Annotated in this window: 7 protein-coding genes, 1 pseudogene and 1 riboswitch; all 8 genes and pseudogenes read left to right on the top strand. The window is 66.4% G+C overall.

Annotated features, from left to right (window positions below; all coding sequences use genetic code 11):
• Window positions 1–443 precede the first annotated feature (443 nt).
• The 8 genes and pseudogenes from BY998_RS23495 to BY998_RS23530 all read left to right on the top strand — a co-directional run bounded on the left by BY998_RS23495 (window position 444) and on the right by BY998_RS23530 (window position 11753).
• The gene (locus tag BY998_RS23495) at window positions 444–764 is read left to right on the top strand and encodes a hypothetical protein (RefSeq protein WP_245421723.1); all 321 of its coding nucleotides are present in this window, start codon (window positions 444–446) and stop codon (window positions 762–764) included.
• A 40-nt stretch (window positions 765–804) separates the two neighbouring features.
• Window positions 805–2469, top strand: a complete 1665-nt coding sequence (locus BY998_RS23500) for a PepSY domain-containing protein (protein WP_245421724.1) — start codon at window positions 805–807, stop codon at window positions 2467–2469.
• Complete coding sequence (locus BY998_RS23505) at window positions 2424–3401, top strand: TonB-dependent receptor (RefSeq protein ID WP_280952931.1); 978 nt, start codon at window positions 2424–2426, stop codon at window positions 3399–3401. The genes BY998_RS23500 and BY998_RS23505 overlap by 46 nt, the downstream gene beginning before the upstream one ends.
• A 519-nt stretch (window positions 3402–3920) precedes the next feature.
• Window positions 3921–4116, top strand: a riboswitch (cobalamin riboswitch).
• Between the two features lie 123 nt (window positions 4117–4239).
• The gene (locus BY998_RS23510) at window positions 4240–6456 is read left to right on the top strand and encodes a TonB-dependent siderophore receptor (protein ID WP_110354107.1); all 2217 of its coding nucleotides are present in this window, start codon (window positions 4240–4242) and stop codon (window positions 6454–6456) included.
• A gap of 12 nt (window positions 6457–6468) precedes the next feature.
• Window positions 6469–7224 (top strand): annotated as a pseudogene (locus BY998_RS23515) (ABC transporter ATP-binding protein); the annotation flags it as partial.
• Window positions 7224–8618 (top strand): DUF3526 domain-containing protein, encoded by a 1395-nt coding sequence (locus BY998_RS23520; protein ID WP_110354109.1) that lies wholly within the window; start codon window positions 7224–7226, stop codon window positions 8616–8618. The pseudogene BY998_RS23515 and the gene BY998_RS23520, both read left to right, overlap by 1 nt.
• Window positions 8615–10105 (top strand): DUF3526 domain-containing protein, encoded by a 1491-nt coding sequence (locus BY998_RS23525; protein WP_110354110.1) that lies wholly within the window; start codon window positions 8615–8617, stop codon window positions 10103–10105. Before BY998_RS23520 ends, BY998_RS23525 begins: the two co-directional genes overlap by 4 nt.
• Before the next feature lie 187 nt (window positions 10106–10292).
• Entirely contained in the window at window positions 10293–11753 is a 1461-nt protein-coding gene (locus tag BY998_RS23530) for a PepSY domain-containing protein (RefSeq protein WP_110354111.1), read from the top strand.
• The last annotated feature ends 870 nt before the right edge of the window (window positions 11754–12623 follow it).

The raw sequence follows: 12623 nt of genomic DNA on the forward strand, positions 1-12623 counted from the left end.
GGTCTCTCGGGTTCGAGGTTGGTCGTCGCAACCCGACCCTACCCGGCAACCGCCGATGACCACCCCTCAGCTACACCACCATCCGGGACACGACCCCCGGAACCCCGGAATGGGTCATGAGTTCGCACACCGATTGTTCGGCTGTGCGCCAGTTGCAGACCTTCGTTCGGTGCCAGCGGAATGCCCGCCTGTTAACCGGAAACTGCCGTTGGCGTGAGAGATGTAATTCGGCGCACGACTTAGACATGGGGAAGCATACCAGGCTCGTCGGCTTAGACGGGGGACCCCGCCAGTTCAGGCGCCAACGCCACACCTCCTGGCTTTGAAGGCTTGGTCGCCGGTAAATCCCTACACGGTGGATTGACCAGCGTTTTCGTTGAACCTTAAGTGCCGCCATGCGCGGATGCCTGCCTCGGACGGTTCAAGGCCGCGCGATCATCGCCGTGATCGCGCTCTACGCGCTCGCGCTGCAAGCCTTTCTTGGCGGCCTCGCCCCTCTTCCAGCCGCGCCGCTTGGCGCCGTGATCTGCGCAGAGCACGACGGTTTGAGCGTGCCCGGCGACCATGGGCCTGCTTGCCAGCATCATTCCTGCTGCACGGCGGCCCAGGCTGCGCAGTTGTTTCATAAGCACCAGTCGCCGTTTGCGGTGGTGGCCTGGATTCCCACCGTGGTGGCCTCCGTCTCCTGGCGCGACGGCGGAACGGTCCAAGCCCGTGCGCCTCCCGACCAGTCCGTCAGCCCAAGAGGTCCGCCGGCCGCCTGACCGATCCGCTTTTCAGATCGCTCAGACCCGGACCTATCCCATGTCACAGTCTCTTCAGGGCGACGCGACGGCGTTTTCCGCCGTTGTCGCCGCGCGTCCGGCGCCGGACGCCGTCTACCGCGCCGTCTGGCGCTGGCACTTCTACGCCGGCCTTCTCTGCCTGCCCTTCCTCGTCCTGCTCTCGGCCACCGGCTCGCTCTACCTCTTCAAGGACGAGATCAACGGCACCCTGTTCGCGTACCGAACGACGGTGGTGCCCCAGGCGGGCCGCACCCTCAGCCCGGACGTCCTGCTCTTCAACGCCTCGCAAGCCGAGCCCGCGGCGGTGCCGGTCTCAATGGCCGTTCCCGCCGAACCGACCGCTACGGCCGTTGTGACGATGGCCGACGGGCCGCGCCGGACCCTCGTTTATCTGAACCCTTACAACGGCGACGTGCTCGACCGCGTCGACCGTGACGACGAGTTCATGATGGTCGTGCGCCGCCTGCACCGCGACGTCGTCGTCTCGATCCGCGGCAACAACGCCCGCGCCACCGGCGTGTCGCGCAACATGGTCGTGCTGGAAGACGGCTTCCCCGTCACCCAGGCGGACGGCTCCTCGCGCTTCGACCTCGTCGACCCGCGTGCCTACTCGCGCATCGACGTGTTCCGGGGACCGCAGTCACCGTTCTTCGGCAACTTCGCCACCGGCGGCGCCCTGAACTTCGTCACCCGTCGAGGTTCCGAGATCAACGGCGTCGAGTACGGCGTTGATGCCGGCAGCTTCGGCTACCTGAACAACTACGCCGCCTTCGGCGGGGTCAGCGGCCCGTTCGAGTACAGCCTTTTCACCAGTGACACGCGGGGCAACGGCTTCATCAGCCACAACTCGTTCGACACCCAGACCATCAACTTTCTGGGCACCTACACGCCGACGCCGGACGACCGCTTCACCTTGAAGATCATCAACAACGGGGTCGCCACCGACCTGCCCGGGCGCGGCTCGCTCAACCAGTTCCGGCTCAACCCTTTCCAGCGGGGCTGCGCCTCGGCCGCGGCGGCCGCACCCGGCTGCGTGACCTATAACCTGCTCCTCAACGGCCGGAACGGCGCCACCGTGCCGGTGACGGCCGACGAGGGCGCGTTCTTCCGTGGCGATCGGCGCACCATCGTGGGCGGGCGCTGGGAGCACGACTTCGACGCCTTCACGACCTGGCGCACCCAACTCGTGTTCGACGACCGCCAGATCAACCAGCCCTTCTACACGACTGCCGCACGCGGCGATTTCCCGGGCTTCAACTTTCTCACCGACGTGACCCGGCGCGGCGACCTGTTCGGCCTGCCGGCGACCGGTTACGTCGCGCTCGCCTACAACACCCTCGACAGCAACAGCCTGACCTACAACCGCGCGCCTTACGGAGGGCCCCGCCTCGGCGCCCTGACCGCCGACCTCGAGGCTACCCAGGCAAACCTGGGCGGTCGCGCCCGCGTCGAGCTGCAGCTCGCCGAGCAGTGGATCGCAGTCGCCGGCATCAGCGCCGAGAACACCACGATCAACGGCCGCAACATCACCTACGGCTTCCCGGCCGCCGGCGGCGTCACCACCACTCTGGCCAACATCGACCGCAGTTTCCTGAACGTCGCGCCCGAGCTTTCCCTGCTCTACCGGCCCGACACCGATTGGCAGTTCCGGGGCCGCGTGGCGACCGGCTACGCCACACTCTGACCTTCTCGACCCTCGACCGTTCGGAGAACATGTCGGCCTATGCCGAGAACTCGTTCTTCGTCCTGCCGAACGTCGCCCTTGTCGGGGGTGGCTTCTTCCTGCACGCGACCCGTGACCGGAAGGACCGCTTCCTAACCGACGGCAACCAGTCGGGCCGCTCGACCTACGACATCGCCAAGCCGAAGTTCGGCGTGCTCTGGAACGTCGCCCCGACGTGGCAGGTCTACGGTAACGTCTCGGGCAGCGCCGAGGCACCGACCTTCGACGCGAACTCTTTCGCGACCGTGGCGACCTCGAACCTGCGCGCGCAGACGGCGACGACCTACGAGGTCGGCACGCGCGGAATCCGACCGGATCTCACCTGGGACCTCTCACTCTATCGCTCGGAGATCCGGAACGAACTGCAGTGCCTCACGACGTCGATTTTCAGCCCTTGCAGCATCGTGAACGCCGACCGCACCGTGCATCAAGGCGTCGAGGCGGGCCTTGGGGTGGCGTTCCTAAAGTCGCTCGTCTCGGCTGAGGACCGCGTCTGGTTCAACACGGCCTACACCTACAACGACTTCTTCTTCGTTCGTGACGCGCTCTACGGCGACAACCGCCTGCCCGGCGTGCCGACGCACTACCTGCGCGCCGAGGTGCTCTACCGTCATCCGAGCGGCTTCTACGCCGGTCCGAACGTCGAGTGGTCGCCGCAGGCTTACTTCGCCGACAACGCCAACAGCCTGACCGTGCCTTCCTACGCGCTCCTGAACCTGAGGATCGGCTTCGACCAGGGCTCGGCTTGGTCTGGGTACCTTGAGGCACGCAACCTCTTGGATAAGCGCTACATCTCCAGCGTGGCCATTGCCGGCGTCGCCAACGTCGCCTCGGAGATCTTCAATCCGGGCACCGGCAGGGCGGTTTACGGCGGCCTGAGGTACCGGTGGTGATAAGGCAGCCAGTCAGCAGGCCGAAGCTCGGTGAGGCCGGCCGCAGGGCCTCAACCGCGAAAGCGCAGCGGTTCCGCGACGAGATCCGGCCTGTCATTGCGGAACTGCGCGGCGCCGGCATCACGACCTGTGAGGGCCTTGCACGAGGCCTGCGGGTTCAGGGTATTCGGAAGCCGCGCGGTGGCTTGGTTTGGACGTCCTGCGAAATCCGCAGACTGCTACGGCAGATCTCAGAGTAGTCGAGACTGACAAAAGGGTGCCAGAGTTGAATGTCGGCACGTCGTGCCGCTTGGACGGTCGGCTCGCGCTATGAGCCGACCTTCGTCCGTCGGGCGCGGAGCCGCTGCTTGCGACCCACAGCAGCCTTACGCGGGCACCTCTGCAGTCGACTGTTTCGAAGGGACGGCAGGCCGTCGACAATTATGGCTGGGGGTAAGGGCGAATCATGCTCCAAGGCCTCGTAGGGGCGAGACTCCGGCTGGATGTTGCTCTCGTGCGACAGTCTGTACGGGCCCAAGGCGCTACCATCCAAGTGACGGTTCCCCTCGGGGATCAAAAGGGAACGCGGTGAGGGGTAACCCGATGCCGCGGCTGCCCCCGCAACTGTAAGCGGCGAGCCTTCCGCCACCATGTCACTGGGCAGCCTTGCCCGGGAAGACGGTGAGAGGGCAGCGACCCGCGAGCCAGGAGACCTGCCGTCAGTCGTGGTCACACGCGAAACGCGTCGGGCGGGGTGTCCTGATGGGTGTCGAAGCGCCGTCCCTTCTGCTTGGGGGCGGTGAGCCGAGGCCTCGTTCGCGGTGACGTGCCACTGCCGTCGCCCGAGGCTCCTCGTCCCATGGTCCGCGTTGATCGTACCCGCTCGCTTGCCGAGCGCTTGCCTGCTGCCCTGTATCTCTCCACCAGCGCTCTCGTTCTGAGCTCGACCTCTCTGACGGCACAGGAGCGTGCGGAGATCTCCGCTGGTTCGCACACCGTTGCGCTGGAGGAACTGGCGGTACGGGGGGCGGGATCCGGCACAAGGCTTCTAGCACCGACGCCCTACACGGCGGCGCCGGCCGGGCTGAACCTCACCACGCCGAACCGTAGTGGCAGCCGCCTCGACCTGTCGCCGCTGCAGACGCCCGCCAGCATCGAGGTCATCCCAGGTCAAAAGATCCGAGAGCGCGGGCAGGAGACCGTGCAGGAGGCGATCACCCAGAACGCCGCTGGCATCACGACCATCGGTGCGCCCGGTAACGGACTTGGCGCCTACACCTCCCGCGGCTTTGCCGGCGTAAACTCGGTGATGCAGCTCTATGACGGCACCCGGCTCTATGTCGGTGCCGGTACGATCACCTACCCGTTCGACACCTGGAACGTCGATCGGATCGAGGTGCTGCGTGGCCCGGCTTCCGTGCTGTACGGCGACGGCGCGATCGGCGGCGTCATCAACGTCGTGCCTAAGAAGCCGGTCGCCGTACCGATCAACGCCGCACGCGCCGCTCTCGGATCCGATGGCGTGAAGCGCCTTGCCATCGACAGCGGTGGACCCATCGGCGAGAACGTCTTCTACCGCCTCAACGTCAGCGCCAACCAAGCCAATGGCTGGCTGCGTCAGAACGGTGATTTCAGCAACCTCGCTGTCTCGGGTGCCGTGCTCTACCAGGCAACGCCTGATCTCGCGTTCACCCTATCGCACGATTACGGCTACCAGGAGCCGCTGCGCTACTTCGGGACGCCTCTGATCGGCGGCCGGATCGATCCCCGCACCCGGTTCAACAACTACAACGTCAACGACAGTCGCATCGTCTTCGAGGACAACTGGACTCAATTCAAGACCGAATGGACGCCCACGGCCGACATCACGATCCGCAACACGGCCTATCGTCTCAAGTCGGATCGGCACTGGCGCAACGTCGAAAACTACACCTTCGTGCCAAGCACTGGCCTAGTCCGTAGAACCAACCCGATTGAAATCTTTCACAACCAAGAGCAAATCGGCAACCGCTTCGATGCCGCCTTCAAGGGTGAACTGTTCGGTTTCCGCAACGAGTTCGTTGCCGGCTTCGACGTCAACCATATCAAGTTCTCGCACACCAACAACTCTCCGTACCGCGGTGAAACGAGCGTCAATCCGTTCGTCTTCAGTCCTGGAGTCTTCTCCAGTCTCGACCTGACCACGCTAGGCTACGCCACCAGCTCGGATCAGTACTCGCTTTTTGCCGAGAACCGCCTCGTTTTGACGGAACAGCTCTCGCTGATCGCTGGCGTGCGCTACGATGCGCCTACGGTTCGTCGCTCAGACCCGCGCACTCCCTCGGCAGGGTTCACGAAGGATTTCAGTGCGCTCAGCTACCGCTTCGGCGCGGTCTACAATCCGACGCCCGACAGCTCGCTCTACGCGAGCTACGCCACCGCCGTGGATCCCGTGAACTCGCTGATTACTCTGTCCCTGGCGCAGAAGGATTTCGAACTCTCGACCGGCGAGCAGATCGAAATCGGCTACAAGCAGCTGTTTTGGGAGGGCCGGGGTGAGTTCACGCTGGCAGGTTACCGGATCACGAAGGACAATCTGCTGACGGCCGATCCATTGCGGCCAGCCGTGTCCATCCAGGTCGGCAGCCAGTCTTCGCACGGTGTCGAGGCGTTCGCTTCGCTGGGGCTTTGGGAGAACTGGCGCGTGGAGGGCAACCTCGCGTTGGTACATGCCCAGTACGACGACTTCCAGCAGGCGGTTGGCGGGGCCGCCGTCAACTTCGCGGGCAATCAGCCGATCTCTGTTCCCGCTCGCGTCGCCAATCTCTGGCTGTCCTGGGCCTTCGCACCGCGCTGGGAAGCGCGGGCCGGGGTGCAGTTCGTTGGCGAGACCTTCAGCGACTTCGCCAACACGGTGCGGCGCCCAGCCTACGAGGTCGTCAACGCAAGTGTAGACTACCGCGTGAGCGAGACCTCACACTTCAGCGTGCGTGCCTACAACCTACTCGACAAGGTCTACCCCGTGACGGGGAGTTCGGTGTCGTGGCTGCTAGGCCGGCCACGCTCGGTCGAAGTCGCCTACAACGTTGCCTTCTGAGGGCGTACGCGCATGCATATCGAGCAACGCGAACTGCCCCAGGCCGAGGCAGACAATCCCGTTCTGGCAATCCGGGCGGCGGTCAAGCGGTTCGGCGCACGCACCGCCCTCAATGGCTTGGACCTCACGCTCCGTGCCGGAGAGGTCTTCGCCCTGCTCGGACCGAACGGAGCCGGCAAGACCACGACGATCAACCTGATTCTCGGCTTCCTGAAGCCGGATGCCGGCGCAGTCCAGGTCTGCGGGATCGAGGCCGGATCCGATCCGGTCGGCGCGCGAGGCCATGTCGCCTACATCCCCGAGCAGGTCGCCCTTTATCCGGGTCTCTCGGGCATCGAGAACCTGCGCTACTTCGCGACCCTGGCCGGTCTCGACTTGTCCGTCGACGCCTCGCGCCGACTGCTGACTGAGGCCGGTCTGCCCGAAGAGGCTCAAGGTCGACCCGCCGCATCCTACTCGAAGGGCATGCGCCAGAAGGTCGGGATCGCCGTCGCCCTCGCTCGCCAAGCGCGGCTTCTCCTTCTGGACGAGCCGACCTCCGGGCTCGATCCGAGTGCGGCAGCCGACTTCTCCGTCACGGTGAGACACGCTGCGGAGCGGGGCACCGCGGTGCTGATGGCGACGCACGATCTCTACCGGGTGCGCGAGATGGCCGACCGCGTCGGCGTGCTGAGCCGCGGCCGGATCGTCGAGGATATCGATCCGAAGACGCTCGACCATGTCGCGCTCGAACACCTCTACATCGAGCGCCTCGCCGAGATCACGGCATGAAGCGGGTCGCGGCTGAACTCGCGCTGACCGTTCGCGATGCGCGCGTGCGCTGGATCGGCGCCATGCTGGTCCTGCTCCTGGCCCTGACAGGCTTCGGTGCTTGGCGGGAGGCGCAGCTTTACGCGGCTCAAGCGGCCCAGATCACGGCGGCCGAGCGCGCGCGTTGGCTTGGGCAAGATGCCAAGAACCCTCATTCAGCCGACCATTTCGGCTTGTGGGTGTTCCGGCCCTCCGCGCCGCTCGCGGTGCTCGACCCCGGCACCGAACCCTATACCGGCCGCATGGTGCGCGTGGAGGCGCACGTGTTCAACGACGCGGTCTACCGCGCTGTACAGGATGCCGGTCCGCTCGTCCGCACCGGCCTCGGCACCATCGCCGACATCGTGCAGCTGGTGGTGCCGCTCGCGGCGATCCTGCTCGGCTTCTCCGCCTTCGCTGCCGACCGGGAGCGCGGTACCCTTCGTCTTGCCCTGGGTAACGGTGCTCCGCCCGGACGCCTGTTCGCTGCCCGTTTCGCGGCGCTTCTCCTCGTCCTCATCCTCGTCGTCGGCTGTCCGCTCCTCGCGATCGGCGGCTTGGTGATGACAGGCCAGGATGGTGCAGACTGGCAGGTGCCGGCGCGCCTGTTGAGCTGGATCGCCGTGCAGATCGCCTACGCGAGTGTGTTCCTGCTCCTGGCGATGCTCGTCTCGCTCGTGGCTCGGACGGCCCGCGCCGCCCTCGCGGCTGCGCTCGTCGCCTGGGTCCTGCTCTGCGTCGCGGCTCCTCGCCTCGCGACGGCCAGTGTCGACGCCCTCGCGCCCGCACTTTCGTACCGCGAAGTCCGGGCGCGCATTGATGCGGGCTTCCGAGCGCACAAGACGGCAGAGGCCGGCGACGAGCGCGCCCGGGAGGTCCTGACCCGCTACGGCGTCGATAACGCGAGCGAGCTGCCCGTCGACCTCGACGGTCTCATGATGTTCGAGAACGAGAGCCACAACTTCGCGGTCTACGATCGTGAACTCGGTGCCTTTTTCGAGAGCCTCGCGAGTCAGGAGCGAGCCTTCGCTTGGGCGGGCCTGCTCTCCCCGCGGGTCGCCCTGCAGGCGCTCTCCCAGACGCTCGCCGGCACCGACTTCGCCCAGCATGCGCATTTCGTGTGGAGCGCCGAAGCCTATCGCCGCAGGATCTCCGAGCGCATGAACGGCGAGATCCGTGATCGTCCGCAGCAGGGGAGGGGCCGGCTCATCGCCGGGTCGGAGCTGTGGCAGCAAATCCCGCCCTTCGTCCACGCCCCGCTGCCGTTCACCCAGTCCCTGGCAGATGCGCGGGTGCCGGCTCTCGTCCTTGCCCTCTGGCTCGCCCTGCTCGCCGGCCTGAGCCTGCCGATGATCCGGAGGCTGAAGCCGTGAGCGTCGCCCGCTTCCCCCGCCTGCTCGGCGCCGAACTGCGGCTGATCCTGCGCGAACGCCTGACCTGGGCCATCATTGCTGCGCTCCTCGCAGCCCTCTGTCTGGCGGCCTGGACCGGCGCGGACCGCGTCGCGCGCGAGCGTACCGCCATCGCCGAGGCGGCCGACGACAGCGAGCGGGCCGTCCGTGAGGCCCGGGCCGCTCATGAGCGCTATGCCAAGCCGAGCCCGATCAAGGTGAACTACTGGCAGGATCCCACTGACGCGTTCGGCTTCATGACCTACTTCATGGCCGCCTACGCCGTGAAGCCTCCGACCCCGCTCGCCCTCCTCGCTGCCGGCCAGTCGGATGTGCAGCCCGCAGTGACGAAGATCAGCTTCGGCTTCAGCACGGTGTTCGATGATACGGCCTACGAGCTCGGCTCGGCCGCCAGACTCAAGCTGGGCCCCTTCGATCTTGCCTTCGTCCTGGTCTACCTCGTTCCGCTGGCGGTGATCGCGCTCGCCGGCACGCGCCTCTCGGCCGAGCAGGATAGCGGGGTCCTGCGGATGATCGCCGCGCAGCCCGTTGGGCCGCGCCGGGTCGCGGCGGCGAAGTTCGGTGCGGTCGCGCTGGTCGCCGTCACCGGTGTCGTCGGCGGCACGGGCTTGGCGCTGGCCCTCGCCGGCGGCCTCGGACCGCTCGCCGGCTGGGAGACCACGCTGGCGCTGCTCGCCGCGGCACTCGCGACCTACGTCATGCTCTGGGTTGCGGTCTGCGCGCTGGTGGCAAGCCTCTGGCGGGGAGCGGTCGCTGCTCTGGCGATCCTCGTGCTGACCTGGGCCGGCATCACCATGGTTCTGCCGACGGGGCTTGGCATCGCGCTCGATGCACTCGCACCGATGCCGTCCCGGATTGCGGCCATCGATGCCAGCCGGCAGGCTCAAGCCCTGTTCTCGACCGCCGAGAAGGGGGCGCGGATCACGGCTGCCTGGGCATCCCGCAAGGTTCCAGACGCCGCGCAGCACCGGCCGGCGCTCGTTGAGGCGCCTGAGATCAAGCGTCTGGCCCGCGACGCGTTCTACGACGAAGCCCTGGCCGATCATCGCGAGTCTTGGCACGAGCACGCTCTGGCCGCCTCGGCCTGGAGCCGCCGTCTGGCGCTCCTCTCCCCCGCCACGATCCTGGCCCTCGCGCTGGAGACCGCGGCCGGAACCGATGCGGGACGACACGCGGACTTCCTGACGGCCGGCGGCGCCTATCGGCGCCGGCTGCGCACCTTCTTCGAGCCGCGCATCCTGGCCCAGGCCATGAACCCGGTTCCGGTCTGCGCGGGCTGCCCGGCCCGTCTCGGCTTCGATGCCTACGATGCCGTGCCGGCATTCGAGCCCGCGATCCCTCGTGCCACCGCCCAGCGTGAGGCGCTGGTGGCGCTCGGCTGCCTCTTGGCTGGCGCGCTGCTGCTGACCGCTCTCACCTATCGCCGACTCACGGAGTGGCCGTCGTGATGCTCTCGCATCCACGCAATGTGAGGACGAACGTGGATCGACGCATCGGCGAGACCGCACATATCGGCTGGCCGATCGACGGCCTAAGCGACACGATCTCACCGGTGACCGGCAGCGCCGACGCGTGGCCGCCGGGACGGCTGTGCTCGGCTGGGTTCGCTCCGAGCATCGCACCGTGAGGCACACGATGCGAACGCTGCTGAAGCGCGGCAAGCGCTGGCTCTATCTCGCCCATCGCTGGCTCGGCATCCTGACCTGCCTGCTGTTCGTGACGTGGTTCGTGTCCGGCCTCGTCATGATGTACGTTGGCTTCCCGAGCCTGACGGAGACGGAGCGCCGGGGCAGCTTGCCGCGCCTCGCCTGGGATCAGGTCGTGGTAACGCCGCGCGAGGCGCTCGAAGCCGCCGGTCAGACCCGCTTCCCCCGCGACCTGCGGCTGACGATGCTTGACCGGGAACCAGTCTACCGCATCGTGGGCTGGGACGGCGGACAGGCGACCGTCTCGGCAGCCGAGCGGCGTCCGATCACCGGTGTCGATGCCGAGCAGGCCCTCTCCGTCGCACGGCACGATCGGCGTGCTCAGCAGCCCCAGCTCTTCGGGAAGGTCGATCGTGACCAGTGGTCGGTGACCGCACGCTACGATCCCCTGCGGCCGTTCCACCTCATCACCCTTGGCGATCCAGACGACACCCGCCTCTACGTTTCCGCCCGCACGGGCCAGATCGCCCTCGACACCACAGGCGGGGAGCGGTTCTGGAACTGGTTCGGCGCCATCCCACACTGGATCTACCTGACGCCGCTGCGGGCGCAGGTCGAGATGTGGCGCGACGTGGTTCTCTGGGTCTCGGGCGTCGCGATCGTCGGCGCGGTGACGGGTCTGTGGGTCGGACTGCTTCGTGTCCGGCTGCGCCGCCGCTATGCATCGGGCTCAGTCTCGCCCTACCGCGGCTGGGCGGCCTGGCACCATATCGGCGGCCTGCTCGGCGGTCTGACGCTGCTGACCTTCGTTGCGAGCGGCTGGCTATCGATGAACCCGAACCGCTGGTTCGGCCCACGGGCGCCGAGCCAAGCCATGCTCGAGCGCTATGCCGGCGTTACAGCGCCTCGCTGGGATCTCGACCTCGCTGCCGTTCACGCCACCGCCTGCTCCGATGTCGTCGAAGTCAGGTTCGCTTGGCTCGGTGGCGAGCCGCAGGCAGTCCTGAGCTGTCAGGACGGTTCGACATTGGCATGCTGTTCCTCGGCGGCGCAGCCTGCCCCCCCGGAGGTTTCCACACTCACAACCGCAGCTCAGCAGTTGCTGCCCGGTGTTCCGATCCGCGAAGCGGCGCTCCTGACCGAAGAGGACGCGTACTGGTACTCCCACCATCTCCAACGCCGCCTGCCGGTGTTGCGGGTGAAGTTCGCCGACCCAGACGCGACGTGGTTCCACATCGATCCGACAACCGGCGAGGTGCTCAACCGGGCTGACCGATCCTCACGGACTTACCGCTGGCTGTTCAACGCCCCGCACAGCTTCGACTTCCGGTTTTTGCTGCAGCGACGTCCAGTCTGGGACGCTGTGCTCTGGCTGCTCTCGGCGGCCGGCCTGATCATCTCGGTGTCAGGCGTCGTGATCGGCTGGCGCCGTCTCAGTGGAGTCAGGTGAGGACCATCCGCTCAGCGACCGCCGTCCACGGGTCGGTAGAAGCGGTGGTGCATGTCAGGAAAGACTTAACTTTTCATATACCCACGGCAGCACTCCCGGAGGTCCGCTTCAGGTCAGCAGCGTGGATTGCAGGCACGCGAATGGCATGTCCGAGAGGGGTCGGCAGCGGTGATCTGGTGTGCGAGAGGGGAGGGGGGTTTCAAAATGAGCCTACCGACATAAGCATACCCTCCTCCACTCTTCTGAAGAGAGAGGTGCAATTGAGATTTTGCCAACGGCCTCCGTCTTGATTTTTCCGCATCGGATGCATTCGCATAATATACGTTATGGAACTACCAAGCATTCGTCGACATTCAACGCCGCAGTCTGGCAGATAGACGGAGAGAACTCACGACGATTTCCCTGCGCTCGTTCGCCTCTCCGTCCAACTGGTAGGGGAGGGCGCCTTGGCAAACCGTAGCGCCCTCCCCTCTCCCGGAAGCGCCGAGGCGTCGCAGCGCTAAACGGCACTTTAGCAATGCACCGGACCTGAGCGGCGATTCTTCCAATGGGCAATGAAAGGCCCCGGGCCGCCGGGGACCGATCCATCGCACCAGTCCACTCTGCCTCACCTCGTGATGGCCATGCTCGTCCGCGTGGGACTTCCCCACGACGCGCCGCAATGGCTGCAATACAGACAGGTGGGGCAGAATTTATTTACAGCACCGGCATGCAAGCCTGGTTGTTGGTCGTGTCCCTTGGCGTGGTGTAGCTTGCAGAGGGCCACCACGATCACCGGCCAGGGCCGGATCGGTCAGGCTGCCAGTGTGGGCAGGCCGACGAGGGGATCATCGCCGGTTGGGGCGATGCTTTCCAGGGTCATGTAGCGGG

This window comes from Methylobacterium sp. B4, assembly GCF_003201865.1.
In the GTDB taxonomy this organism is placed as follows: Bacteria; Pseudomonadota; Alphaproteobacteria; order Rhizobiales; family Beijerinckiaceae; genus Methylobacterium.